At 70.1% G+C, this 24,590-nt stretch carries 23 protein-coding genes and 1 riboswitch; of the genes, 6 read left to right on the forward strand and 17 right to left on the reverse strand.

Going from position 1 to position 24,590, the window contains the following annotated elements; translation table 11 throughout:
* Window positions 1–68: 68 nt before the first annotated feature.
* A complete protein-coding gene (locus ACFYQ6_RS34430; RefSeq protein WP_361586096.1) occupies window positions 69–1,082 on the forward strand; it encodes a DMT family transporter in 1,014 nt (337 codons plus the stop codon).
* On the opposite strand, the gene ACFYQ6_RS34435 is transcribed toward ACFYQ6_RS34430, so the two are convergent.
* A complete protein-coding gene (locus tag ACFYQ6_RS34435; protein ID WP_361586098.1) occupies window positions 1,069–2,400 on the reverse strand; it encodes an aminotransferase class I/II-fold pyridoxal phosphate-dependent enzyme in 1,332 nt (443 codons plus the stop codon). The two genes, ACFYQ6_RS34430 and ACFYQ6_RS34435, sit on opposite strands and share 14 nt — an antisense overlap.
* Window positions 2,401–2,435: 35 nt before the next feature.
* Between ACFYQ6_RS34435 and ACFYQ6_RS34440 the strand changes: the two genes are divergently transcribed.
* Window positions 2,436–3,134: a pyridoxamine 5'-phosphate oxidase family protein gene (locus tag ACFYQ6_RS34440; RefSeq protein WP_388766780.1), complete on the forward strand. Its 699-nt coding sequence runs from the start codon at window positions 2,436–2,438 to the stop codon at window positions 3,132–3,134.
* A gap of 28 nt (window positions 3,135–3,162) precedes the next feature.
* On the opposite strand, the gene ACFYQ6_RS34445 is transcribed toward ACFYQ6_RS34440, so the two are convergent.
* The 3 genes from ACFYQ6_RS34445 to ACFYQ6_RS34455 all read right to left on the reverse strand — a co-directional run bounded on the left by ACFYQ6_RS34445 (window position 3,163) and on the right by ACFYQ6_RS34455 (window position 5,582).
* On the reverse strand, window positions 3,163–4,170 hold the full coding sequence (locus ACFYQ6_RS34445; protein ID WP_388766764.1) for a DMT family transporter: 1,008 nt from the start codon (window positions 4,168–4,170) through the stop codon (window positions 3,163–3,165).
* 66 nt (window positions 4,171–4,236) lie between these two features.
* On the reverse strand, window positions 4,237–4,779 hold the full coding sequence (locus ACFYQ6_RS34450) for a peptidase (RefSeq protein ID WP_388766766.1): 543 nt from the start codon (window positions 4,777–4,779) through the stop codon (window positions 4,237–4,239).
* Between the two features lie 200 nt (window positions 4,780–4,979).
* Entirely contained in the window at window positions 4,980–5,582 is a 603-nt protein-coding gene (locus ACFYQ6_RS34455; RefSeq protein WP_361586106.1) for a PadR family transcriptional regulator, read from the reverse strand.
* 315 nt (window positions 5,583–5,897) lie between these two features.
* Here ACFYQ6_RS34455 and ACFYQ6_RS34460 point away from each other — a divergent pair, with 315 nt between their 5' ends.
* A complete protein-coding gene (locus tag ACFYQ6_RS34460) occupies window positions 5,898–6,719 on the forward strand; it encodes a PhzF family phenazine biosynthesis protein (RefSeq protein ID WP_361586108.1) in 822 nt (273 codons plus the stop codon).
* A gap of 27 nt (window positions 6,720–6,746) precedes the next feature.
* Here the strand turns inward: ACFYQ6_RS34460 and ACFYQ6_RS34465 are convergent, their stop codons facing one another.
* Window positions 6,747–7,526, reverse strand: a complete 780-nt coding sequence (locus tag ACFYQ6_RS34465) for a type II CAAX endopeptidase family protein (RefSeq protein ID WP_361586111.1) — start codon at window positions 7,524–7,526, stop codon at window positions 6,747–6,749.
* Window positions 7,527–7,619: 93 nt separating this feature from the next.
* On the reverse strand, window positions 7,620–9,125 hold the full coding sequence (locus ACFYQ6_RS34470; protein ID WP_361586113.1) for a glutamate-cysteine ligase family protein: 1,506 nt from the start codon (window positions 9,123–9,125) through the stop codon (window positions 7,620–7,622).
* A 490-nt stretch (window positions 9,126–9,615) separates the two neighbouring features.
* Here ACFYQ6_RS34470 and ACFYQ6_RS34475 point away from each other — a divergent pair, with 490 nt between their 5' ends.
* Both ACFYQ6_RS34475 and ACFYQ6_RS34480 read left to right on the forward strand, forming a co-directional pair.
* Window positions 9,616–10,221 (forward strand): hypothetical protein, encoded by a 606-nt coding sequence (locus ACFYQ6_RS34475; protein WP_361586116.1) that lies wholly within the window; start codon window positions 9,616–9,618, stop codon window positions 10,219–10,221.
* Between the two features lie 288 nt (window positions 10,222–10,509).
* The gene (locus ACFYQ6_RS34480; RefSeq protein WP_104790521.1) at window positions 10,510–10,716 is read left to right on the forward strand and encodes a DUF5999 family protein; all 207 of its coding nucleotides are present in this window, start codon (window positions 10,510–10,512) and stop codon (window positions 10,714–10,716) included.
* Between the two features lie 70 nt (window positions 10,717–10,786).
* On the opposite strand, the gene gcvP is transcribed toward ACFYQ6_RS34480, so the two are convergent.
* A complete protein-coding gene (gene gcvP / locus ACFYQ6_RS34485) occupies window positions 10,787–13,672 on the reverse strand; it encodes an aminomethyl-transferring glycine dehydrogenase (protein WP_388766769.1) in 2,886 nt (961 codons plus the stop codon).
* 193 nt (window positions 13,673–13,865) lie between these two features.
* Window positions 13,866–13,961: riboswitch (glycine riboswitch) on the reverse strand.
* A gap of 133 nt (window positions 13,962–14,094) precedes the next feature.
* Between gcvP and ACFYQ6_RS34490 the strand changes: the two genes are divergently transcribed.
* Window positions 14,095–14,466, forward strand: a complete 372-nt coding sequence (locus tag ACFYQ6_RS34490) for a PRC-barrel domain-containing protein (protein WP_361586121.1) — start codon at window positions 14,095–14,097, stop codon at window positions 14,464–14,466.
* Here ACFYQ6_RS34490 and ACFYQ6_RS34495 read toward each other — a convergent pair.
* The 10 genes from ACFYQ6_RS34495 to ACFYQ6_RS34540 form a co-directional block, all read right to left on the reverse strand.
* Window positions 14,388–15,836 (reverse strand): DNA polymerase IV, encoded by a 1,449-nt coding sequence (locus ACFYQ6_RS34495; protein WP_361586123.1) that lies wholly within the window; start codon window positions 15,834–15,836, stop codon window positions 14,388–14,390. The two genes, ACFYQ6_RS34490 and ACFYQ6_RS34495, sit on opposite strands and share 79 nt — an antisense overlap.
* A 75-nt stretch (window positions 15,837–15,911) precedes the next feature.
* Window positions 15,912–16,529: a MerR family transcriptional regulator gene (locus tag ACFYQ6_RS34500; RefSeq protein ID WP_361586150.1), complete on the reverse strand. Its 618-nt coding sequence runs from the start codon at window positions 16,527–16,529 to the stop codon at window positions 15,912–15,914.
* 168 nt (window positions 16,530–16,697) lie between these two features.
* On the reverse strand, window positions 16,698–17,171 hold the full coding sequence (locus ACFYQ6_RS34505; protein ID WP_006123076.1) for a bifunctional nuclease family protein: 474 nt from the start codon (window positions 17,169–17,171) through the stop codon (window positions 16,698–16,700).
* A 53-nt stretch (window positions 17,172–17,224) separates the two neighbouring features.
* Window positions 17,225–17,971, reverse strand: coding sequence for a MerR family transcriptional regulator (locus tag ACFYQ6_RS34510; protein ID WP_361586125.1), 747 nt, complete (start codon window positions 17,969–17,971; stop codon window positions 17,225–17,227).
* Window positions 17,972–17,988: 17 nt separating this feature from the next.
* On the reverse strand, window positions 17,989–18,765 hold the full coding sequence (locus ACFYQ6_RS34515) for an FHA domain-containing protein (RefSeq protein ID WP_388766772.1): 777 nt from the start codon (window positions 18,763–18,765) through the stop codon (window positions 17,989–17,991).
* A gap of 190 nt (window positions 18,766–18,955) precedes the next feature.
* Window positions 18,956–19,780 (reverse strand): DUF881 domain-containing protein, encoded by an 825-nt coding sequence (locus ACFYQ6_RS34520; RefSeq protein ID WP_361586130.1) that lies wholly within the window; start codon window positions 19,778–19,780, stop codon window positions 18,956–18,958.
* Between the two features lie 5 nt (window positions 19,781–19,785).
* Entirely contained in the window at window positions 19,786–20,118 is a 333-nt protein-coding gene (locus tag ACFYQ6_RS34525) for a small basic family protein (RefSeq protein ID WP_003970459.1), read from the reverse strand.
* Complete coding sequence (locus ACFYQ6_RS34530; protein WP_388766776.1) at window positions 20,115–20,975, reverse strand: DUF881 domain-containing protein; 861 nt, start codon at window positions 20,973–20,975, stop codon at window positions 20,115–20,117. Before ACFYQ6_RS34530 ends, ACFYQ6_RS34525 begins: the two co-directional genes overlap by 4 nt.
* A gap of 158 nt (window positions 20,976–21,133) precedes the next feature.
* Entirely contained in the window at window positions 21,134–23,629 is a 2,496-nt protein-coding gene (locus tag ACFYQ6_RS34535) for a mannose-1-phosphate guanyltransferase (protein ID WP_361586135.1), read from the reverse strand.
* A 109-nt stretch (window positions 23,630–23,738) separates the two neighbouring features.
* Entirely contained in the window at window positions 23,739–24,347 is a 609-nt protein-coding gene (locus ACFYQ6_RS34540; RefSeq protein WP_361586138.1) for a CDP-alcohol phosphatidyltransferase family protein, read from the reverse strand.
* Window positions 24,348–24,590: the final 243 nt, after the last annotated feature.

Genomic DNA, 24,590 nt, shown 5'->3' on the forward strand with positions numbered 1-24,590 from the left:
CGATGCTACGCGAATACGTCCATGAATTCTCACTTGTCCTACGCAATGCGAGTCGGCATGGTTGGCTCATGAGCGCCCCCTCCGCACCGGACGTCCTGCGGTCCTCCGACACCTCTCCCCGCCCCCCGGCTCCGCGACGCGCCCTGGACTGGCGCCTGCGCTTCGTCGCGCTGTCACTCATCTGGGGGTTCAGCTTCCTGCTGATCAAGGTGGGCACCCACGGCTACGCCCCCTTCCAGGTGACCTTCGGCCGGCTGCTGTTCGGCACGGCCGTGCTCGCGGTCGCCATGGCGGTGCGCCGCGAGCGGCTGCCGCGCTCCGCCCGGACCTGGGGCCACCTCTTCGTAGCCGCGTTCTTCCTCAACGCCCTGCCGTTCTCGCTCTTCGCGTACGCCGAGCTGACCATCCCGTCCACCCTCGCCGGGATCTGCAACGCGACCTCCCCCTTGTGGGGCATGGCGCTGTCCCTCGTCGCCCTGTCCGAGGACCGGCCCACCCGCCGCCGCGTCGCCGGACTGGGCCTGGGTTTCATCGGCGTACTGACGGTGCTGGGCGCCTGGCAAGGCTTCTCGGGGCTGGACGCGACCGGTACGGCCATGGCGCTGCTCGCCTCACTCAGCTACCCCGTCGGCTGGATCTACGTCCGCCGCACCCTGGCGGGCACCGGCGCCTCCACGCTCGCCCTGACCGGCAGCCAGCTGTTCCTGGGTACGGTCCAACTGGCTCTGGTGCTCCCGGTCTTCACCACCGTGCCGGAGTACCTCCCGCTGCTGCCCACCCTCGCCGTGGTCGCCCTGGGGGCGCTGGGGACCGGGCTGGCCGTCCTTCTCCAGTACGGCCTCGTCGAGGAGGTCGGCCCGACGACCGCGCAGATGGTCACCTACTTCATCCCCGTGATCGCGACAGCTGCCGGGGTGACGCTCCTCGGCGAGCAGCTGAGCTGGAACACCCCGGTCGGCGCCCTGGTGGTCCTCGCGGGCGCCGCGCTCACCCAGAGCCGGTCCGCGCCGACGCCGAAACCGGTCCGCGCCGGGGCCGAAAGCCTCCCGCGTCGGGGCGGCCGGCCCCTCAGCCGTAACTGACCGGCCGGGCGGGCCGCGCCGCCTCCGCCGCCGCGTCCGCCAGGGGACCGATGTCGGCGGCCGACAGCGATGACACGGTCATGCGTACGCCCTGCGGGGATGTCAGCCGGAAGCGCGCCCCCGGGGCCACGGCCCACCCGGCGTGCAGCAGCCTGGCCACCGCCCCGGTCTCGTCGCTCACAGGCACCCACACGTTCATCCCGGTGCGCCCGTACGCCTCGATCCCCCGCTCCGCCAGAGCCCGCACGAGCGCGTCCCGGCGCTCGCCGTAGGACCGGGCCACCGCCTCCGTGTCCACCGCCCCCGACTCCCACAGATGCGCCACGGTCCTCTGCAGCAGCCCACTGACCCAGCCGGGCCCGAGGCGCTGGCGCCCCGTCACCCGGTCCACGGTCAGCGCGTCACCCGTGAGCACGGCCAGCCGCAGATCGGGGCCGTACGCCTTGGAGACGGAGCGCACGAAGGCCCAGTGCTCCGTGACCCCCGCCAGCGGGTGCACCGGGAGGTCGACGATCGCGTGGCCGTGGTCGTCCTCGATCAGCAGCACTCCGGGGTGCGCGGCGAGCACCGAGCGCAACTCCCGCGCCCTGCCGCTCCCCACCGTCGCTCCCGTGGGATTCTGCGCCCGGTCGGTGACCACCAGCGCCCTGGCCCCCGCACCCAGAGCACGCTCCACCGCGTCCGGCAGCGGACCGTCCTCGTCCAGTGCCACCGGAACGGCATGCATCCCGAGCGCCGGCACGAGGTCGAGCAGCGCACCCCATCCCGGGTCCTCGACGGCGACCGCGTCCCCCGGTCGCAGGTGCGCCGTCAGCACGCGTTCGATCGCGTCGAGGGAACCGGAAGTGATCGCGACGCGTCCCGCCGGCACCCCGTCGGCGTCCAGCCCGGCGCGCGCGAGCTCCGCGAGGCGGGGAACCACCGCGGCGTCCCCGTAGAGCCCCGGCGTCCGGGCGTAGCCCTCGGCCGCGACGGCGAGAGCCTCGCCGAGCGCGGGCAGCAGGGAGGGGTCGGGGTTGCCGTCACCGAGATCACGGACACCCGGCGGAGCCTCTACCCGGAGCGAGCCGCGCGACGTACTCGCCGGGCGCGGGCGGACCCTGCTCCCCCGCCGCCCCGCCGTCTCGATGACCCCGCGCTCCCGCAGCGTGCGATATGCGGCGGCCACCGTGTTCGGATTGACTCCGAGGCTCGTCGCCAACTCCCGCATGGGAGGCAGCAGATGCCCCGGGGGGAGGTCGCCCGAGGCGACCCCGCGCTCCACACTCGCGGCAATGTCCGATGCACGCCGCCCGCCGATCCGATACTCTCCTAGCACAAACCACAGTATGCACTAGTGCAATGGAGAACGCAATGCCGGACACCGCCGCCCCCGACAGCGCCGCCCCTTCCGGATCCGCCGCCGCCTACGTACCTACCGAGCGCACGGTTCTGACCCGCTCCAAGGCGCGCGCCTCCTACGACAGGGAGACGGTGCACTCGATACTCGACGAGGCCTACCTCTGCCACCTGGGTTTCATCCGCGACGGCGCGCCCGTCGTCCTGCCCACGCTCTTCGGCAGGGTCGGCGAGAGCCTGTACATCCACGGCTCCACGGGGTCGCGCCCCCTGCGCGCCACCGGCGCCGGGGATCCTGGTCTCGCCGTATGCCTCACGGTGACGCACGTCGACGGCCTGGTACTGGCCAGGTCCGCCTTTCACCACTCGATGAACTACCGCTCCGTGGTGGTCCACGGGACCGCCCGCACGGTGACGGACCCGGCGGAGCGCCGCGTCGCGCTCGACGCCATCGTCGACCAGGTGGTGGCGGGCCGGTCGAAGGACTCGCGTCCGGCCGACGCCAAGGAACTCGCGGCGACGGCAGTGATCCGGCTGGACCTCGACGAGGTCTCCGCCAAGATCCGCACGGGCGGCCCGAACGACGAGCCCGAGGACCTCGCCCTGCCGTACTGGGCGGGCGTCGTCCCCCTGGCTCCCGGGTACGCGGCGCCGGTGCCGTCCGACGACCTGGACCCCGCCGTCGAGGTGCCGGACTACCTCAGCGCGCTCTGACCCGCGGGCGCGGGGCGGCGGTCCCGGGCTACCGGCCGCCGCCCGCCGGCTCGTGTGCCTCCGGCGCCCCGGCCACGGTCACCCCGGGACCGGATGCCACCGGTCCCGATGGCGGCTTGGGCGTGGAGGACTGCGCGATGAAGGCGCCGATCAGCACGAGGCCACCGCCCAGGAGCTGCGGCGCCGACAGGTGCTCACCGAGCAGGACCCAGGCGAGCACGGTCGCGATGACCGCCTCCAGGCAGGCGACGACGCCCGCGACCTGTGGCGACAGCAGACGGACCGAGACCACACCGGTGACGTAGGCGAGCACGGTCGCCAGCAGCACGATCCAGACGAGCAGCATCCACGCGGGGACGCCGTGCCCGTCCATGTCCGCGCGCCCTCCGAGCAGCGCCCAGTCCATGCCCCAGGGCCTGGCGACGACGGTGAGCACTGCGGCACCGACGAGCAGCCCGTACGCGATCACGCCGACGGGATGCGGAGGTTCGCCGCCGGCCGCGCCTCCGTCCCCGGCTCCCTGGTCCGACAGGACGAAGTAGCCCACCTGGCAGCAGGCCGCCCCGAGGGCGAGCAGCAGCCCGAAGGCGTCGAAGCTCAGGCCGGCCCACACCTCGACGACGCACGCGAGGCCACCGACCGCGAGCACCACTCCCACCGCGGCGGCACGAGTGACGGGCCGCCGCTGTACGAAACGGACCCAGCCGAGGACGAGAGCGGGAGCGAGGTACTCGATGAGGAGCGCCACACCCACGGGAATGCGGGAGAGCGAGGCGAAGTAGAAGGCCTGGACGCCTGCCACGGCGAACAGCCCGAAGCCGGCCAGCAGAACGGGCCGTTCCCGCACGAGGCGCCGGTGCCGCCAGGCCACGGGCAACATGACGAGGGCGGCTCCCGCCACACGCAGCCACACCACGTGCAGAGGGGCGAGCCCCGCCTCGATCAGCGGCTTGGCCGCAACTCCTGAACCACCGAATGCGAAGGCCGAGACAAGGGCCAAACCCAGTCCGGCACTTCTCCCCTGAGACGCGTGCATCGGCACATCATGGCAGCAGCCGTCAGCAGCGTCACCCCCGTCACACCTGACCCGGCGTATCCATGATCACCCTCGTGCGTCCGCGACCTCCTGCCGGTGCGTCGCGCGGGCGGCCAGCCGTGCGGTGACGACGCCGGCCCGCTCCAGCACTTCCACGGCCCGGCAGCGCGGATCAGCGACCAGCTCGGCCAGCAGATCGAGGCCGTCGGCACAAGGCTCCCCGCGCCGCACAGCGGCCCGGGCCGCGCACTCCAGAGCCACGGCCGCCGTCGGGGACAGGCCCTCGGCGCCCGGTCCCCGTCCAGCCGGGAGCGCTCCCGCTCCTTCCTGCGTGCCCTGCCAGCGCAGCCCGTATCCGATGCTGCGCTGCACGAGATAGCCGAGCACCCTGGCCAGTTGCGGCCCGCCGTCGAAGGCTTCCCGGGCCTGCGGGTCCGACTCGACCAGGGAGTGGAGGAGATGGGCCGTGTCGACATGACGGTCTCCGTCACGCACCGCACGCCGTCGCGCACCGCTCACCACGGCGGCCATGGCGTCACTCAGCGCCGCACCGGCCCACGGCGGGTGCGGCGAGGCCTGCCCCGTGATTGCTGACGTCCGGATGTGCACATCTCCACCCCATCAGCCCCGGGGAGCGAAAACATCCCCGGTACGGCGCATCCGCCCTCCCGCGAAAGGCGGGCTCGGTGGAGCATCCCCTCATCCTTGCGGATGAGACGCCACCCCCGCGAGGAGCACGGCGTCCACACCGACGAAAGAAGGGCCCCGTGGTTCGGGGCCCTTCTTCGGTACGTCGCGAGCCACACGGCTCACTGCTCGTCGGCGAGGATCAGGTACAGCTTCTTGCGGGCGTCGTTGATGACCGCGAGCGCCTTCTGCCGCTGGTCGGCGGACCCGGTCTTCCACACCTGGCCGTACGCCTCCATCAGGCCGAAGCCGGCCTGCCGGATCTCGTTCACACCTTCCCAGTCGACACCGCGACCGGCTTCCTCCCAGGGAGCCTCGGAGCCGGACTCGGCTTCCGTGCGCCCCGCCTCGGTCAGCGTGAACAGCTTCTTGCCGCCCTCGCTCGCGCTGACGATCAGACCCTCGTCCTCCAGCAGCTGGAGCGTGGGGTACACCGAGCCGGGGCTGGGCCGCCAGGCCCCTCCACTGCGCTCGCCGATCTCCTGGATCATCTCGTACCCGTGCATCGAGCGGTCCTTCAGCAGAGCCAGGATCGACGCGCGCACGTCACCGCGCCGGGCCCTCCCCCTGCCGCCGCCCCGCCCCCGACCGCCTCCGCCGCCGAAGGGCCCACCCCCGAAGGGCGGCCCGAACGGCCCGAAGGCGGCCCTGCCTTCTTCGAATCCGCCCCTGCCGGCACCCCGGCGTCCGGGGCCGTACCCGTGATCGTTTCCATGTGAACGCATGACTGCGCTCCTCTCTTCGTCATCCTGTCGCAACACTTGTCTTTGATCTGTCGCGATGCTTCAACGATATATCGGAAACTATCGCGCAGCAAGCCTCGACCACTCGCCACCAGAAATGGGCGCGCACCGACCAGCACCCGTCCCGGACCTCGTACCGGTGGACTCCGAGGGCGCCCGCATCGACGCCGACACCACCCACGTGCGCGAGACCTCCGGCTGAGGTGCGAACAGCCCACGGCCGGGCCGGAGAAGCCAGGGCCGCCTGTGCGCAATTGGCCTTGGACCCGCGCGGAGCCGTCGGCCTACGGTCGGGCCATGAAGATCCGTATCGTCGACGCGTTCACCGGCCGCCCCTTCACAGGCAACCCCGCCGGAGTCGTGATCCTGGACTCCGGGCCCTTTCCCGAGGCGGACCGCCTCCAGCTGCTCGCCGCCGAGCTGAACCTCTCCGAGACCGCCTACGCCCACCCTCTGCCGCCGGGCGGTGACGCCGACTGGGCGCTGCGCTGGTTCACCCCGGCCACCGAGGTCGACCTCTGCGGGCACGCGACGCTCGCCACCGCCCACGTCCTGCACACCACCGGGGCCACGGGCGCGACGGTGCGCTTCGCCAGCCGCTCCGGCGTCCTGCGCACCACCGTCCACGAGGACGGCAGCCTGACTCTGGACTTCCCGACGGCGCCGCTGACGCCGGTGGCCGCTCCCGCCGGGCTGGCTGAAGCGCTGGGTGCGTCGCCCCTCTCCGTCCACGACACGGGTGAGCAGGTCGGCGACCTGTTGGTGGAGCTGGCCGACGAAGCGGCCGTACGCGCCCTGCGCCCGGACTTCCGCGCTCTCACCGCCTGCTCCCGGCGGGGCGTCATCGCCACGGCGGCGGCCGAGGACCCCGCACGCGGCTACGACTTCGTCTCGCGCGGCTTCTTCCCCGCGGTCGGCATCGACGAGGACCCCGTGACCGGCAGCGCCCACACCGCCCTGGCACCGTTCTGGTCGGCGAGGTTCGGCCGCGACGATCTCACAGGACTTCAGGCATCCGCCCGCTCGGGCCTGGTGCGCACCTCGCTGCGGGGCGGGCGCACGCTGCTGACCGGCAGCGCGGTGACAGTGCTCGACGGTGAACTGCTGACCGGACTCTGAACACGGCGGGCCCGGGCCGCCCCGGACTCAGGGGGTGGGCAGCCAGTCCACCTTCCCCGCCAGCAGCGCGTAACCGACGAAGGCTCCGATGTCGAGCAGGGCGTGCGCGACGACCAGCGGCCCGACCCGCCCCCAGCGCCGGTACAGCAGCACGAAGACGACGCCCATCACCATGTTCCCGATGAAGCCGCCGATCCCCTGGTAGAGGTGGTACGAGCCCCGCAGCACCGAACTCGCGACCAGTGCGGCCATCGGCGTCCACCCCAACTGACCCAGCCGCCGCAGCAGATAGCCGACGACGATGACCTCCTCCACCAGGGAGTTCTGCACCGCCGAGAGGATCAGCACGGGGAACTTCCACCAGACGTCGGGCAACGACTCCGGCACCACCGTCAGGTTGAATCCCCAGGCCCGCGCCACCAGGTAGAACGCCAGCCCCGCGCTGCCGATCCCCGCCGCGACCAGAGTGCCCCGGCCGAGGTCCGGCCAGGGCCTGGTGCGGTCCAGGCCCAGGGTGCGCAGACCGGCCCCTTCCCGGATGAGCAGGTGGGCCACGAGGGCGACCGGCACCAGCGCGGACGCGATGCCGAACATCTGCCAGGCCAGGTCCAGCCACGGCCTCCCGGGAGCGTACGACCCGTTCAGCGTCGCGGCCTGGTCCTTGAGGCCCCCTGGCTTCGTCAGCGACCCGATGAAGCTGATCAGCGCGGACACTCCACTGGCCCCGAGTGAGAGAGCCAGCACGAGCAGCGTCTCGGAGCGGAGAGTCCGCCGGGACACCACCTCGTGAGGAATGGATTCAGCCACGCGCCCCGCCTCCACCTGTACACCTGTCGTCAGCTACGTGTCATAGCTTGCCCGACGGCGTACGGGTGGCGGCACACCGGGCGGCTCCACCTCTCAGGGGGCGGGGAAGCCGACCGGCCAGGTGTGCACCGGTTCGCCCGCCTGCATCAACTCCCCGTACCGCCGGGTGGTGGCCGCCAGGGCCCCCTCCCGTTCCAGACCGGCCTCCAGGGCGCGGTGGTAGGTGTCGACCTGCCAGGAGGCTCCGTTCGTCCTGAGTCGGCAGCGTTCCTCGATGACTCCGAGATAGCGGTCGCGGTCGGACGGCTCGATGTTCCAGGCATCGAGCCCTGCCGACGCGAGCGGCAGCAGTTCGTCCCGTACGAGCTTGACGGCGGGCACCCGCGCCACACCGCCGGCGCGGCCGGGCCGTGGCCAGAGGAGCTCGGCGTCGATTCCGTGCCGGCACGCGGTGTCGAAGTTCTCGGCGGCGGCCTCGAAGGGCAGTTTGCTCCACACCGGCCGCGACTCGTCGGCGAGCGCGCGCACCAGCCCGTAGTAGAAGGCGGCGTTGGCGATCACGTCGACGACCGTGGGCCCGGCAGGCAGGACCCGGTTCTCGACGCGCAGATGGGGCACGCCGTCGGCCAGGCCGTACACCGGCCTGTTCCACCGGTAGACCGTGCCGTTGTGCAGGACGAGCTCGGCCAGGGTGGGCACCCCGCCTTCGTCGAGAACCCGCAGCGGCTCCTCGTCGTCACAGATCGGCAGCAGGGGCGGGTAGTAGCGCAGGTTCTCCTCGAACAGCTCGTACGCCGAGCTGATCCAGCGCTCCCCGAACCAGGTCCTCGGGCGTACCCCCTGGTTCGCGAGTTCGGGCGGACGCACATCCGTGGCCTGCTGGAACAGCGGCGGCCTCGACTCCCGCCAGAGCTCCTTGCCGAACAGGAAGGGCGAGTTGGCGCCGAGGGCGATCTGCACGGACGCGATGGCCTGAGCGGCGTTCCAGACGTCCGAGAACCGGTCCGGGGTCACCTGCAGATGCAACTGCACGGACGTGCAGGCGGATTCAGGGGCAATGGAGGAAGAGGTGGAGACCAATCGCTCCACGCCTTCGATATCGAGGAGGAATTCCTCGCCCCGGGCCGCCGCCATTTGATCGTTGAGGAGGGTGTAGCGATCCACGTCCGACAGGTTCGCCGTCACCAGATCGTCACGCCCCAGGGTCGGCAGGATGCCGATCATCACGATCCCGGAGTCGACCTCCGCGGCCTTGCGGTGGGCATATGCGAGGCCGGTCCGCAACTCCTCGGCGAGCTGATCGAATACTCTGCCGCTCAGCCGGTGGGGAAGAATGTTTACTTCCAGATTGAACATCCCGAGTTCCGTCTGGAAATCCCGGCTGGCGATGCGCTGGAGCACCTCAGCATTCCGCATCCTCGGCATGCCGTCCGAACCCGCGAGATTCAGCTCGATCTCCAGCCCCATGAGATTCCGGGGACGATCGAACCTCCGCTCCGACAGGAGCCTCTCCAGCCCGGTCAGGCACTGGGTGAGCTTCTCGCGGTACGCCTGCCGATCGGACGGGGCAAAGGCACCCGCCACGACCTTCTCGCCCATCGAAGGGTCCCTCCTCGCGTGGGCGGCCCGCGGCCCAGGCCGCTCGTATCACGATCGATAATGCCCCGTCGAGATGATCCGTAACGCCCACACGGGCCCCGGACAGCAAGTAGTCTGGTGTCTGACGCCGGAGGCACATTCCGAAGGCATGGGCATATGCGCTTGCCGCGGTGGGGTTGCGTGGTAGAAACACCGACGGGTTTCAGCCTACCGCCGCAAAGGGAAAATACCTGACGGCAGGGCCACAGGATGGCCCGAAGCCCCAGAAATGCCGCAATTCAAGGGCCCGAATCAGCCTTGCGCGCAATATGCGGGTCGGCTAGCCGAAACATCGTGTGAACATTTGTCGTATAAACTCTGCGAACGAGGCAGAGAGTTGACGCACCGGCCCGTCCGCCCGTCACCGGCCTTCCTCTGGCCCCGCACGCCGACAGCGCCGTCTGCACCCGCCCACGCACCACCGTGTCTCCGAAGTGAGAGGCGACCCACTATGCCGCTGCATGTTTCCCCGGCCCCCGCGCCCGCACTGCGCAGCGTTCTCGCGGCACTCGGTTCTCCCACCGCAGTCCGCGAGGCCCATACGCCCGCACTCAGGTCCGTCCAGGGATCCCTGAGCCCAGAACTCCCGCTTCCCGTCCACGTGCTGGACCGGATCGTGCCCGACGAGGCCGCTCCGCGCACCCGCCTCGCCGGCTGGCGCTTCCTGATCCGCAACGGCGAGCGCGCCGTCGCCGCGGCGGACACCATGCTGACCGCCGACGGGTGGACGTTCTCGCACTTCTTCGAGGGCCCCTACCTCGCCTCCACCGAACTGGCCGTCCGTCAGGCGGAGTCGGCGGCCGTCGACTACCAGCCGCGCCTGCTGTCCATTCCTGAGCTGTACATGCTCACACTGTGGCTGCACCACGACACGGGCGCGGACGCCGGAGGCGGCACGCTCGCGCCGACCGACGTACTGGTGCCTCTGGCTCCCGCCCCGCCGGGCATCACGGCTCACCGCCCGCACCACGTCGCGGATCTGCTCCCCGTCATGACACTGCGTGTCACTCCGGCTCCTCTTCCGGATCTCCCGGGCCTCCTCGGGTCGCCGGCCTGAGAGTCGCCCTTCAGACGCCCCCGCCGAGCTGTACGGCGGGGGCGCCCGTCTGCCCCGTGCGGACTAGTCCGGTCAGGCCACCCCGAACCATCCGAACGGACAGTCCAGTTGGATCGAACCGCCCGGCCGGGTGATGCGTCATGGGAGGAGAACAGCAGCTGCTGCGAAATCCCTGCGGATCGACGCCCGTGGGGCAACACTGGAACGGACCGACTTGATACGGGGGCGGCCATGAACACCTCGTCCAGCCGCAGGACACTCGAATCGACGCAGCGAAAGAACCCACCCATGTGCCAGCACCAGCCACCCTGCCCGACCGCCGACTCCAACGACCGGGAGGCCGCACGCCTGACGGCCCACCACCCGGAACAGGGCTGGAGTCTGCTGTGCAACGGCGTCCTGCTCTTCGAGGACACCGGTGAGCTGCTCCCGGACGGGCAGATCATCGCTCCTCACCGGCCACTGAGGAGCGGTCAGGTGATGAAGGCCGCCTGAGCGCGGCCGACGGAACGAGGGGGCCGGCCCGGAGAGTTCTCCGCACCGGCCCCGACGCGTATCCGTGCCCCTACTGGTCGTACTCCTCCAGCGGCGGGCAGGAACAGACCAGGTTGCGGTCACCGAACGCGCCGTCGATCCGGCGCACCGGCGGCCAGTACTTGTCCGAAGGCGTGACGCCGGCCGGGAAGACCGCCTCCTCGCGGGTGTAGGCGTGGGCCCACTCGCCACCGAGCGCGGCCGCCGTGTGCGGGGCGTTGCGCAGCGGGTTGTCGTCCGCGCTCCAGGTTCCGGCGGCGACCTTGTCGATCTCGCCGCGAATGGCGATCATCGTGTCGCAGAACCGGTCGAGCTCCGCGAGGTCCTCGCTCTCCGTCGGCTCGATCATCAGCGTCCCGGCCACCGGGAACGACATGGTCGGCGAGTGGAAGCCGTAGTCGATCAGCCGCTTGGCGATGTCGTCGATGCTGACACCCGTCGCCTTGGAGATCGGGCGCAGGTCCACGATGCACTCGTGCGCGACCAGACCGGCCGGGCCGTTGTACAGGATCGGGAAGTGCGGTTCCAGGCGCTTGGCGATGTAGTTGGCCGCGAGCACGGCGACCTGCGTCGCACGCTTGAGACCTTCGCCCCCCATCAGGCGTACGTACGCCCACGAGATGGGCAGGATGCCGGCCGAGCCCCACGGCGCGGCCGAGATCGGGCCGACACCGGTCTCCGGTCCCGCGGCGGGCTGGAGCGGGTGGTTGGGAAGGTAGGGCGCCAGGTGCGCGCGCACGCCGACCGGGCCCACACCCGGGCCACCGCCGCCGTGCGGGATGCAGAAGGTCTTGTGCAGGTTGAGGTGGGAGACGTCGCCGCCGAAGTGACCCGGCTTCGCGAGGCCGACGAGGGCGTTGAGGTTGGCGCCGTCCACGTACACCTGGCCGCCCGCGTCGTGCACCTCACCGCAGATGTCGGCGACGTGCTCCTCGAAGACACCGTGCGTGGAGGGGTAGGTGATCATCAGGACGGCGAGCTCGTCGCGGTGCTGCGCGATCTTGGCCCGGAGGTCCTCTATGTCGACCTCCCCGTCCTCGGCGGTCTTCACGACGACGACCTTCATGCCGGCCATCACGGCGCTCGCCGCGTTGGTGCCGTGCGCGGAGGACGGGATCAGGCAGACCGTACGGGCGTGGTCCCCGTTGGCCCGGTGGTAGGCGCGCACGGCCAGAAGACCGGCGAACTCACCCTGCGAGCCCGCGTTGGGCTGGATCGAGACGGCGTCGTAGCCGGTGACCTCGGCGAGGCGCTCCTCCAGCTCCCGGATGAGGGTGAGGAAGCCCTGCGCCTGCTCGGCGGGGGCGAAGGGGTGCAGCGCGCCGAACTCGGGCCAGGTGATCGACTCCATCTCGGCGGTGGCGTTGAGCTTCATGGTGCAGGAGCCGAGCGGGATCATGCCGCGGTCCAGCGCGTAGTCACGGTCGGCGAGCCGGCGCAGGTAGCGCAGCATCGCCGTCTCGGAGCGGTGCTGGTGGAAGACCGGGTGGGTGAGGACGGCGTCGGTCCGCAGCAGCCCGTCGGGCAGCGCGTCGGCCGTCCCGGCGTCCAGCGCCTCGATGTCACCGTCGGCGCCGAAAGCGGCCCAGACGGCGGCGACACACGCGCGGGTCGTGGTCTCGTCGCAGGCCACGGAGACGTGGTCGGCGTCGACCAGCCGGAGGTTGACCCCGCGCTCCCGCGCCCCGGCGACCACGTCGGCCGCGCCGCCCGGCACGCGGACGGTGAGGGTGTCGAAGTAGGCGCCGTGCACGACGTCGAGACCCGAGGAGCGCAGCCCTTCGGCCAGGATGGCGGCGAAGCGGTGCGTGCGCCGTGCGATGGTCCGCAGCCCGTCCGGCCCGTGGTAGACGGCGTACATCCCGGCCATGACGGCGAGCAGCACCTGGGCGGTGCAGATGTTGCTGGTGGCCTTCTCGCGCCGGATGTGCTGCTCGCGGGTCTGCAGTGCCAGGCGGTAGGCCTTGTTGCCGTCCGCGTCGACGGAGACGCCGACGAGGCGGCCGGGCAGGCTGCGGGCGAACTTCTCGCGCACCGCCATGAAACCGGCGTGCGGTCCGCCGAAGCCCATCGGGACGCCGAAGCGCTGCGTGGTGCCCACGGCGATGTCCGCGCCCAGCTCGCCGGGCGAGGTGAGCAGCGTCAGGGCCAGGAGGTCGGCGGCGACGGACACGATCGCGCCCAGTTCGTGCGCCTGCTCGATGACGGGCTTGATGTCGCGGACCGCGCCCGAGGCGCCGGGGTACTGGAGCAGCACGCCGAAGACTCCGCGCTCGGCGACCTCGGCCGGGATGCCGTCGGTGAGATCGGCGACGACGACCTCGACCCCGGTCGGCTCGGCGCGGGTCTCGATCACGGCTACGGTCTGCGGCAGCGTGTCGGCGTCGACCAGGAAGACACCGTTCTTCACCTTGCCGACACGCCGTGCCAGGGCCATGGCCTCGGCCGCTGCCGTGCCCTCGTCGAGAAGCGAGGCTCCCGAGGTCGGCAGACCGGTGAGGTCGGCGACCATGGTCTGGAAGTTCAGGAGTGCCTCGAGCCGCCCCTGGGAGATCTCGGGCTGGTACGGGGTGTAGGCCGTGTACCAGGCGGGGTTCTCCATGACGTTGCGCAGGATCACCGGCGGCGTGAACGTGCCGTAGTAGCCGAGCCCGATCATCGGGGTCAGCACCTGGTTACGGTCGGCGAGGCTGCGCAGCTCGGCCAGGACCTCCGCCTCGGTCCGCGCCTCCGGGAGGTTCAGCGCCTCGGCGCTCCTGATCACGTCGGGCACGGCGGCGGCGGTCAGCTCGTCGAGGGAGCCGTAACCGACCTGGGCGAGCATCTTCGCCTGAGCCTCGGCATCGGGCCCGATGTGGCGCTGCTCGAAGGGGATGCCCTGCTCCAGCTGGGAGAGCGGAGTGCGACGGGGGGTCATGATGGAGGCCTCCTGGTCTGCCACGACCTGCGAGGGGCGCCACGGCGTGGCTGCCCGTACGGCCTCCCCATCTGTCATCTCGACCTGAGAGCTTCACCGGCGCGCCCTGGGGCGTGCCGGCTTTCACCGTCGGTGAGGGCGGCGCCCGCCACGGCGCGTGCCGCACGGATTCCGCCCTGCTTTCCAGAGTGACCTCGTCCGTGCGGTACGGGGGCCTGAGAGATTCCGGGGAGGAGTTGCTCCTTCGGCGCCTCCGGATCGCTCCGGAGGACTCTCCCGCACGGGGTCAGCAGCCGGTTCCAGACTACCAGCGGGGCAGGAGAGGGCCGTCTCGAGTGGCCGATGCCCCGGATCTGGCCTTTCGTAGAGCCTGTGGAGCGCTTGCGACCACCCTGATGCAGTTGTGACCAGTGGGAGGCACCGTGCAGACCGACATCGATCCGCGCAGCCTGATCGGCCGCAAGGCCTTCGACCGTCAAGGTGCCAAGATCGGGACGGTGGACGAGGTGTATCTCGACGACGCCACCGGAGTACCGGAGTGGGCCGCCGTGCGCACCGGTCTCTTCACCAGGGACGCGTTCGTCCCGCTGGAGCCGAGCGAGTTCGTCGACGGCGCGCTGCTGATTCCCTTCGACCGGGCCCTGATCAAGGACGCGCCCGACTTCGGGGTCGGCCGCCACCTCTCGCCCGAACAGGAACTGCAGCTCTACCGCCATTACGGGCTGGACTCCGCCCCGTCGGCCGGGCCGGTCCCGGACCGGGACTTCGGCAGGCTGGCCGGCCAGGAGGAGTAGTCCGGCGCCTCCCGCACCAGGGGCAGGGGATCCACCGGCTCCAGCTGCGGATCGTCGATGCGGAACGTCCGCACGCGGCCGGGCGGCGACCACGGTTCCTCGAACCGCACCGTCACCCGTCCCACGCCGCTGCCCTGGACCCATCCGTGGCCGTGGATCTCGTGCCGGACGTCGTGTCCGGCGGACCAGCGCCGGACAGCAGGCTCTTCGGCGCTCTCCTTGACCGTCTCCGCCGCCGGGACGGGCCGCGCGTCGGGGGTGGCATCGGCCGCTGCTTCCTCGGCGATGTGCTCCGCCTCCGCGGCCTGGGCGAAGAGGTCCTCCTGCGTGAAGTCCGCCAGTCCCGTGACGCCGACCCCGAGCAGCCGCACTCCCCCGGTGGTGTCGACGCCCTCCAGAAGCCTCGCGGCGGCCTCCTTGACGACCGTGGGGTCGTCCGTGGGGCCTCGCAGGGTCTCGGACCGTGTGAGCGTGGAGAAGTCGTAGCGGCGCACCTTGAGGACGACGGTGCGCCCCGAGCGCCCCGCGCCCCTCAGTCGTCCCACGCACCGCTCCGCCAGCCGCTCCACCTCGTTCCTGACGCGCACACGGTCGTGCAGGTCCACGTCGAAGGTGTCCTCGACCGAGACGGACTTGGCGTCCCGTTCCGCGACGACGGGCCGGTCGTCGTGGCCCTGAGCCATCCGGTGCAAGGCCACGCCGTGCGCCTTGCCCAGCAGGCGCACGAGCTCCGCCTCGCCCGCCTGTGCGAGGTCGTCGACCACGGTCATGCCGGCGCGGCGGAGGTGGTCGCCGGTGGCGGGCCCTACCCCGGGGAGCGTGCGCACGGACATGGGTGCGAGGAGCTCCCGCTCGGTTCCCGGTTCGATGAGCAGCAGGCCGTCCGGCTTCGCCTCCTCCGAGGCGATCTTGGCCAGCATCTTGGACCCGGCGAGCCCGACGGAGCCGCTGAGCCCGGTGACGGCCCTGATCACGGTGCGCAGTTGCTGGCCGATGGCACGGGCGGACGCGGAGTCGTCCGCCACCCCGCCTGCCTCCAGGTCCACGAACGCCTCGTCCAGGCTGAGGGGCTCGACGAGCGGTGACAGCCTCCCGAGCAGCTCCATCACCTGGTCGCTGACCGACCGGTAGAGGGCGAACCGCGGGACGAGGTAGGCAGCGTTGGGCGCGAGCCGCCGCGCCTGCGCCATCGGCATCGCCGAGTGGACGCCGAGACGGCGGGCCTCGTACGAGGCGGTGGCGACGACCCCGCGCATCCCCAGGCCGCCGACCACCACCGGCTTACCGCGCAGGCTGGGCTTCGCCGCCTGCTCGGCAGAGGCGTAGAAGGCATCCATGTCCAGATGCAGAATCGTGGGCGCGGCTCTCACACGGACAGATGCTGCCCTACGCCACTGACAACCGCTCCGCCCGACGCGTGCGCCGGGCCGGAGGGGCTGGGCCGCTCAGCCCGCGCGGTTGCGGCGCCGTGCCAGTTCGTCGGCGGGATTGTGCCCGACGAGCGTCTCGCCGGTGTCGATCCGCTCTCCGTGGAGCTGTGAGAGCGCGGCATCCACGTCCCGCCAGACGACGCCCACGGCGATACCGAAGACGCCTTGGCCCCCCTGGAGAAGACTCACGACCTCGTCGGGCGAGGAGCACTCGTAGACCGTGGCTCCGTCACTCATCAGGGTCATGCGCTCGAGATCGGTGAATCCGCGGGCCCTGAGGTGCTGGACTGTGGTGCGGATGTTCTGAAGAGCGACCCCCGTGTCGAGGAACCGCTTCACGATCTTGAGGAGGACCACGTCCCGGAAACTGTAGAGACGTTGCGTCCCCGACCCGTACGCCGGGCGCACGCTCGGCTCGACCAGCCCCGTCCGCGCCCAGTAGTCGAGCTGCCGGTAGGTGATACCGGCCGCAGCGCATGCTGTCGGCCCCCGATAGCCGATGTCAGCCGCCGCTGCCGTACCGTCCGCTGCCACCACCGCCGGCTGAACCGGCTGTCTGATGGTGTGGTCGGCCGCACTGCCATGCTGCCGGTAAGGCCCACCCGCAGCCGTACCGTCGCCGCTGCTTCTCACGCCGACCTCCGTCCTTGACCTGCCACCTCGAAGGTAGGCAGTCACCAGGGGTGCGTCAACGATCGCCACACTCGGCACGCCGAGTGATAATCACCCTGAGGGTGGTTTCCCGTGACCGGTTTACGGGAACGGCTTGCCGGATGCGCTGACGCCACCCCTGCGGGGCGGTCACTGGCTATTGGTACCGAAGTCCTCCGGCGAGATCTGGTCGAGGAATTCGCGGAACTTCTCCACCTCGTCCTCCTGCTCGTCCGGAATGGCGATGCCTGCGTCGTCGAGCACCCCGTCACTGCCGTAGATCGGCGTGCCGGTGCGCAGGGCGAGCGCTATGGCGTCGGACGGACGCGCGCTCACCTCGACCCCGCTGGCAAAGACCAGCTCCGCGTAGAAGACCCCTTCTCTGAGGTCCGTGATGCGGACCTCGGTGAGCTCCTGGCCGACGGCCTCGAGCACATCCTTGAAGAGATCATGGGTCAGCGGCCTGGCCGGAGCCATGCCCTGCTGGGCGAAGGCGATCGCGGTCGCTTCCCCAGGGCCGATCCAGATAGGGAGGTACCGGTCGCCTCCCACTTCACGCAGGAGCACGATCGGTTGGTTGGAGGGCATTTCCACCCGGACACCCACAACGTCGAGCTCGTTCACACAGCAACCCTAGGACGTGCCCACCATGTTTGGATAGTCGGGCACCCCCGAGGTCAGTGGAAGGTCACCTTCAGAGCACTCTGCACGAGCGCCGCGTGCAGGCGCACGGAGAGCTCGGCAAGCTCCCTGGCCGTGGCCTCCGCATGGGCTCTGGTCTGCGGATTCCTGTGCCGGCGCAGGGGCGCGACCACCTGCTCGACCAGCCCCGCCTCGCGCTCGGCAGCGGCTTTGACGGCCCGCAGATGCCTGGGTTCCAGTCCGAAACGGCCGAGGTCCGCGACCAGCCGCGCCACGGTCACCGCCTCGGCGTCGTAGCTCCCGCCCGAAGCGGGCACGAGGAGCCCGTACGACTCCCACTCCTCGAGCTGCTCCTCCGTGACGTCGGCGGCGGCGAGGAGCTCCTGGCGGCCGATACGGGCCGCTGTGGCGCCCCCGCCCTGCGCCTGGTCCCAGCGGCCGTCGGCGAGCTCGCCCTGCGCACCGTCGGACGGCAGCGCGGCCTGCTCGCCTCGGGCCAGGGCCTCGAGGTGCTCACGGATGACCTTGAGGGGCAGGTAGTGGTCCCGCTGCATGCGCAGGACCTGCGCCAGCCGCTCGACGTCGGCCGTACTGAACTTCCGGTAGCCCGAAGGCGTGCGCTGGGGCTCGATGAGCCCCTCCGTCTCCAGGAAGCGGATCTTGGAGATGGTGACTTCGGGAAACTCGTCGCGCAGCTGGATGAGCACCGTGCCGATGCTCATCGGGCGTTCGCCCGCGGCGGCGGTGCCGTGGCCGGCACCGCCTGTCGGTGTTCGCAGCATGGACCTTCCCTGAGGGGTCACACGCCCCGCTGGCTCGCGTAGAAGACCAGTCGGTACTTGCCGATCTGGACTTCGTCGCCGTTGGACAGCGCGACGGAATCGATGCGCTCGCGGTTGACGTAGGTGCCGTTGAGGCTGCCGACGTCGCCCACGGTGAAACTACCGTCCGGACTCCTGCGGAACTCCACATGACGCCGCGACACGGTCACGTCGTCGAGGAAGATGTCGCTCTGCGGGTGGCGTCCGGCCGTCGTGAGGTCACCGTCCAGCAGGAACCGGCTGCCGGAGTTCGGGCCCCGGCGCACGACCAGCAGCGCCGAACCGGCGGGCAGGGCGTCGACCGCGGCCTGGGCCTCCGGGGAGAGCGAGGGGAGGACGTTCTGCCCTGTCACCTCGGCCTCGTAGGCCTCGATGCCGGAGATGGAGATGGTCGAGGTGGTCTCCGAGGCACGCTCGGGAATTCCGCCCCTCAGCGGCGCACCGCAGTTGGAACAGAAACGACTGGCCTCGGCATTGTGATGCCCGCACCTGCTGCAGACCGGCATGGACGAGCCCTCCGGAGCGGGGGCGAACCCTCCACCCGTACTTGAGGTTGATGGTTCCCCGAAACCTATGCGTCCGGCACCGGCAGGGTCAACAGACGACGCGCCGGACCCCGGCACCTCATCGCGGAAGAGCGGGCGCTCCGTGCCCTGCTCCTCTGCGCCCTGACCCTGACGCGGGGCTCGGTGGCGGGCAGCGCTGTTGCTGTCCTCGCGAGCACTCTTTCCGAACAACTTCGCAAACAACTTCACGGGCGTTTCCCCTTGACCGAAATAGACCCGCCCGTGGGGCAGGACGAACCCTGAATGAACACACCTGCCGACCCGGACATCTTCACAACGTCCGTATCCACCCGACAGTTTCCACCACGCGTCACCGATCCGTTGCGCCGACCCCCCGCAAGCTCGAACCGGTGTCCTCCGAGCGCTGCGCGCTCCTGCCTCACTGGGTCGACGACCGAGCGTAGTCAGGCTGCTCCGCCGGTCGCAAGGCGTCCACGACGATGTCCTCGGCACGCGTCACCTCCGCCGTGGCCTGCTCCTTCTCCAGCGTCTGCACCACGCCGCCGGGGATGTTCAGAGCCGGCTCGAGGTCCTGCGGCTTGCCGATGACCTCGAACTCGTACGGAGCCTGGATCTTCTTGCCGTCCACCCTCAACTCTCCCCCGTCTCCGGAGAAGTACGTGTCGGCCACGACCCGCACCCCGTTGATCTGGATCGCCTCGGCACCGGCGGCCCGCAGCTCCTGGATGGTGTCGAGGAGCATGTCCGCCTCGACGGCACCGGTCGGGTCGCTGATGGTCAGCGTGATCCCCGGGCCGTGCGCCGCGACGGTACCGGCCAGGATACCGAGCTGGCGTTCCTTCTCGAGCGTCTGCTTCCGGGCCTCCTCCGCCTGGTCCGAGCTGTTCTCCAGCTCCGTGCGCTGGTCGTCGAGGCGCTGCTTCTCGTCCTCGAGGCGCTCGGTGCGGTTGTCGAGCTCGTCGAGGATGCGGACGAGGTCCTCCTGGCGGGCGCCGCGCAGGGCACTGTTGTCGCTGTTCGACCTGACCTGGATGGCCAGCCCGAGGCCCAGGACGAACAGCAGGAGCGCCACGATGAGTTGGGCTCTGCTCACCCTCGGCGGCCAGAGCCCCGCCCGCAGCCGCTGCCTGCCCGTGACTCCCGCGGAAGGGGGCGGAGCAGGGGCAGGCGGAGGCGGGGTGGGTGCCTCGGCCGGGAGCGCGCCGGCCGGTCCTTCCTTGCGCGGGTTCTGTTCGTTGTTCATCGGCCTCAAGCCCGGAAGACGTGCCGGCGGATCGCCGCGGCGTTGGAGAAGATCCGGATGCCGAGCACGACCACCACGCCGGTGGAGAGCTGGGCACCGACCCCGAGTTTGTCGCCGAGGAAGACGATCAGTGCCGCCACGACGACGTTGGAGAGGAAGGACACCACGAAGACCTTGTCCACGAAGATCCCGTCGAGCATGGCCCGGAGGCCACCGAAGACGGCGTCGAGCGCGGCGACGACGGCGATCGGCAGGTAGGGCTCGACCACCGCCGGCACTTCGGGCCGGACCAACAGTCCGACCACGACTCCCACGACGAGGCCCAGTACGGCGATCACGATGTGCCCTTCCCTGTGTCTGCCGCACCACTGTCCGTGTCCGCGGCCTGAGGCTCTGCTGTACGTACGATCAGGCTGGGGGCGGCCGGCAGGCGCACCTTCTCCTGTTCGGAGATGCTGGTGCGGATGTCGAAGCTCTCATGCAGCGCCTGGAGATACTGACCGTCCGCGCTGTCCCGGAACGCGGCGGCGAGCTGCTTCCCGTCCCCCACCGCGAGCACCGTGTATGGCGGCACGAGCGGCCTGTTGTCGACCAGTATGGCGTCGCCCGCCGCGCGGATGGCCGAGAGGGCCGTCAGCCGCTGCCCGTTGATGGCGATCGCCTCGGCACCGGACTGCCAGAGGCCGTTGACCACGCGCTGCATGTCCCGGTCCCGTACCCGCCCGGTGTCCGCGAAGCCGGTGGACTCACGGGGGCCTCCGCCGCCCTGGTCGGTGTTCTCGGCGTCGTCCACGACCAGCTTGATGCCGGGCCCCTCCACGGGAGTTGCGCCGGACAGCAGCGCCACCAGCCCGCCCTGATCGCCTCCGTGCCGTTCGAGGGCCTTGCGCTGGCGTTCGTTCACGTCCTTGCGCAGTTTTTCGACATCCGCTTCGAGCGTGTCCGCCGTGGCGGTCTCGGCGTTCACCCGATCGATGAGCTCTTCGCGTTCCTTGGCCACGACCGGCGCGGCGACCTGTGCCTCGGCGGCGCCGAGGGTCACCACGAACGCGGCCAGCACGAGACCCGCGGCCAGACCGAGCTTGGCCCTGAGCGTGCGTGGCATGCCCGCACTGCCCTCGGACCTGCGACGGGCCGAGGCCTCGGCGTACCCCTCGTCGAGGCTGTGTTCCATCACGGTGGTCAGCAGCGACATGGACGCGTCGGGGCGAGGACGCGGCGGGGCGCTACTCCGATCGGGGGGCGGCTGCGACATGCCGCACATCGTCGCACGTCATGCCTGCTGCCGCCGAATGGCCCCACCGCCGGACCGGGAGCGGCGAGATCCCCGCTCCCGGTCCGGCGGTTCCGGGGTCAGTCGCCCGCGCTGTCGACGACCGCCGCCCACTCGTCGAGGAGTGCCTGGGCGGAGGCGTCGTCGGGTCCTTCCGCCCACAGGTGGGTGACCGCTTCCGAGGGGTCGGGCAGGACCATCACCCAGCGGCCGTCCGTCTCGACCACCCGCACTCCGTCGGTGGTGTCCACGCTGCGTTCTCCCGCGGCCTCCACGACCCTGCGCATGACGAGTCCCTTGACCGCCCACGGGGTCGCGAGATCGCGCCGCAGCACGTGGGCACGCGGGATACGGGCATCGATCTGGCTCAGGGTGAGCTGTGTCCTGGCCACCAGGCCGATGAGCCTGACGAAGGCGGCCGCACCGTCGAAGACGCTGCTGAACTCCGGCACGATGAAGCCGCCGCGGCCGTCGCCGCCGAAGATCGTCGTGTCCTCCCGGCCCACCCGGGTCAGGTCGTCGGGTGACGTGGTCGTCCACTCCACCTGCGTACCGTGGTACGCCGCGACCTGTTCCGCGACGCGGGTCGTCGTGACCGGCAGGGCCACCCGCCCGCTCCTGCGCTCGGCGGCGACGAGGTCGAGCATGACCAGCAGGGCCCGGTCGTCCTCGATGATGCGGCCCCGCTCGTCCACGAGCGAGAGACGCTCACCGACAGGGTCGAACCGTACGCCGAAGGCCGCCTGTGCGGACGACACGATCTCGCCGAGCCGGACCAGCCCCGCACGCCGGGATTCGGCGGACTCCGTCGGCCGCGACTCGTCGAGCCCCGGGTTGATCGTCAGGGCATCCACCCCGAGACGTCCGAGCAGGCTGGGCAGGACGAGCCCGGCGCTGCCGTTGGACGCGTCGACGACGACCTTGAGGCCCGCGTCGGCGATACCCGCCGTGTCGACGTTGCGGAGCAGGGAGCCCGTGTAGGAGTCGAAGACGCTGGACGGGAAGTGGAGGTCGCCGATCTCGCCGGGGAAGGCCCTGCGGTACTCCTGCCGGGCGTAGACGCGGTCCAGCTTCCGCTGGCGGGCCTGCGAGAGGTCGGCTCCCCGCTCGTCGAAGAACATGATGTCGACCGAGTCCGGGACTCCGGGCGACGTCCGGATCATGATGCCTCCGGCGCTCCCCCGCGCGGTCTGCTGACGGGCCACCGGCAGCGGCACGTTCTCCAGGTCACGGACGTCGATGGCGCTGGCCTGCAGGGCCGAGATGACCGCTCTCTTCAGTGCGCGCGCACCGCGGGAGTGGTCTCGGGCGGTCGTGACCGTGGCGCCCTTCTTCAGGGTCGTCGCGTACGCGCCGGCGAGCCTGACGGCGAGTTCCGGCGTGATCTCGACGTTCAGGATCCCGGAGACTCCGCGGGCCCCGAAGAGGTGCGCCTGTCCGCGCGACTCCCAGATGACCGAGGTGTTGACGAAGGCGCCGGCCTCGATGGTCTTGAAGGGGTAGACCCGGACATTGCCCTGAATGATCGATTCCTCACCGACCAGACATTCGTCGCCGATGACAGCGCCGTCCTCGATCCGCGAAGCCCGCATGATGTCGGTGTTCTTACCGATCACACAGCCACGCAGATTGCTGTGCTGGCCGATGTAGACGTTGTCGTGGACGACCGCGCGGTGCAGGAAGGCACCGGATTTCACGACCACGTTGGAGCCGACGACCGTGTGTTCCCGGATCTCGGCGCCGGCTTCGATCTTGGCGTAGTCCCCGATGTAGAGGGGCCCTCGCAGTACGGCGTCGGGATGGACGTCCGCGCCCTCCGCCACCCAGACACCGGGCGAGATCTCGAACCCGTCGAGCTCGACGTCGACCTTGCGCTCCAGCACGTCGGCCTGGGCCTTCACGTAGCTCTCGTGCGTGCCGACGTCCTCCCAGTAGCCTTCCGCGATGTAGCCGCAGATCAGCTTGCCGTCCTTCATGAGCTGCGGGAAGACGTCGCCGGACCAGTCCACCGAGGTGTCGGCCTGGACGTAGTCGAAGACCTCGGGCTCCATGACGTAGATGCCCGTGTTCACCGTGTCCGAGAAGACCTGCCCCCAGGTCGGCTTCTCCAGGAAACGCTCGACCTTTCCGTCTTCGTCCACGATGGTGATCCCGAACTCCAGCGGATTCGGGACCCGGGTGAGGCACACCGTGACCAGCGCGCCCTTTTCCTTGTGGAAAGCGATGAGGTCCGTCAGGTCGAAGTCCGTGAGCGCGTCGCCGGAAATGACCAGGAAGGTGTCGTCCTTCAGGGCGTCTTCGGCGTTCTTCACGCTTCCCGCGGTGCCTAGTGGCTTTTCCTCGTTGGCATAGCTGAGCTCCATACCGAGTTCTTCGCCGTCACCGAAGTAATTCTTGACGAGAGAGGCAAGGAACTGAACGGTGACAACGGTCTCGTTGAGCCCATGCCGTTTGAGCAGCCTCAGCACATGCTCCATGATCGGCCTGTTGGCCACGGGCAGGAGCGGCTTGGGCATGCTTGAGGTCATGGGGCGAAGGCGGGTGCCTTCACCGCCTGCCATCACGACGGCCTTCATGTCGGAAACGTCCTCCTCGAAGAGACGGTCCAGCCGACTTCGCCCGTCGGGGCAACACCACAACTATCCGGTGCGGGCCGGCGACATTGCACGGCGCCACGTCAACGAGCTAATCGGCTGCTTCATCCGCCTTGACCAGACGGCGGACCTGGACCACGTAGAGGATCCCTGCCCACCAATAGAGGGTTGTACCCCATCCAGCGAACGCCCATCCGAAAACGGTGCCCAGCGAAGCCAGCCAACCACTTCCGTCGCTGAGCAGCAACAGAGGGAAGGCGTACATCAAGTTGAAGGTTGCAGCTTTCCCGAGGAAGTTGACCTGGGGCGGCGGATAGCCGTGGCGGCGCAGGATCGCCACCATGACGAGAAGCATCAGCTCACGGGCCAGGAGCGCTGCGGTCAGCCACAGCGGCAGGATCTCGCGCCAGGTCAGTCCGACGAGGGTCGACAGGATGTAGAGGCGGTCGGCAGCCGGGTCCAGGAGCCGGCCGAGACTGCTGATCTGGTTCCACTTACGGGCCAGCTTGCCGTCGAGGTAGTCACTGACACCGCTCAGCATCAGAACCAGCAGGGCCCAGCCATCGCTGTTGGGCCCACCGAACACGGGGCGAAGGATCAGCCACAGGAAGAGCGGTACGCCGACGAGGCGAGCCATGCTGAGGATGTTGGGGATGGTGAGTACTCGGTCCGTCTGAACTCGAGTCTCCTGGACCTCCACCCGGGGGCCTCCTGTGAAGAACGTGCCAATGATGCCCCCTGACCTTACCCTCAGCTTCCGAGGGACGGTGCACAGGGGTACGGAGGAGGGGTTGAGACCTGGAACGCCTTGAAACGCCCTGGAAAGCAGGAAAGCCCCGTGCCACAAAGGCACGGGGCTTTCCCGGAATAATTGTTCGGCGGCGTCCTACTCTCCCACAGGGTCCCCCCTGCAGTACCATCGGCGCTGAAAGGCTTAGCTTCC

Source organism: Streptomyces sp. NPDC005494 (genome assembly GCF_042872025.1).
Classification (GTDB): domain Bacteria; phylum Actinomycetota; class Actinomycetes; order Streptomycetales; family Streptomycetaceae; genus Streptomyces.

Excerpts from the sequence above, each read along its gene's own strand:
- ACFYQ6_RS34510 (WP_361586125.1), bottom strand. The coding sequence starts at position 17,971 with ATGCTGCGAACACCGACAGGCGGTGCCGGCCACGGCACCGCCGCCGCG.
- ACFYQ6_RS34535 (WP_361586135.1), bottom strand. The coding sequence starts at position 23,629 with ATGAAGGCCGTCGTGATGGCAGGCGGTGAAGGCACCCGCCTTCGCCCC.
- ACFYQ6_RS34470 (WP_361586113.1), bottom strand. The coding sequence starts at position 9,125 with ATGGGCGAGAAGGTCGTGGCGGGTGCCTTTGCCCCGTCCGATCGGCAG.
- ACFYQ6_RS34480 (WP_104790521.1), top strand. The coding sequence starts at position 10,510 with ATGTGCCAGCACCAGCCACCCTGCCCGACCGCCGACTCCAACGACCGG.
- gcvP (WP_388766769.1), bottom strand. The coding sequence starts at position 13,672 with ATGACCCCCCGTCGCACTCCGCTCTCCCAGCTGGAGCAGGGCATCCCC.
- ACFYQ6_RS34520 (WP_361586130.1), bottom strand. The coding sequence starts at position 19,780 with ATGAACAACGAACAGAACCCGCGCAAGGAAGGACCGGCCGGCGCGCTC.
- ACFYQ6_RS34445 (WP_388766764.1), bottom strand. The coding sequence starts at position 4,170 with ATGCACGCGTCTCAGGGGAGAAGTGCCGGACTGGGTTTGGCCCTTGTC.
- ACFYQ6_RS34530 (WP_388766776.1), bottom strand. The coding sequence starts at position 20,975 with ATGTCGCTGCTGACCACCGTGATGGAACACAGCCTCGACGAGGGGTAC.
- ACFYQ6_RS34460 (WP_361586108.1), top strand. The coding sequence starts at position 5,898 with ATGAAGATCCGTATCGTCGACGCGTTCACCGGCCGCCCCTTCACAGGC.
- ACFYQ6_RS34475 (WP_361586116.1), top strand. The coding sequence starts at position 9,616 with ATGCCGCTGCATGTTTCCCCGGCCCCCGCGCCCGCACTGCGCAGCGTT.
- ACFYQ6_RS34440 (WP_388766780.1), top strand. The coding sequence starts at position 2,436 with ATGCCGGACACCGCCGCCCCCGACAGCGCCGCCCCTTCCGGATCCGCC.
- ACFYQ6_RS34430 (WP_361586096.1), top strand. The coding sequence starts at position 69 with ATGAGCGCCCCCTCCGCACCGGACGTCCTGCGGTCCTCCGACACCTCT.
- ACFYQ6_RS34455 (WP_361586106.1), bottom strand. The coding sequence starts at position 5,582 with ATGCGTTCACATGGAAACGATCACGGGTACGGCCCCGGACGCCGGGGT.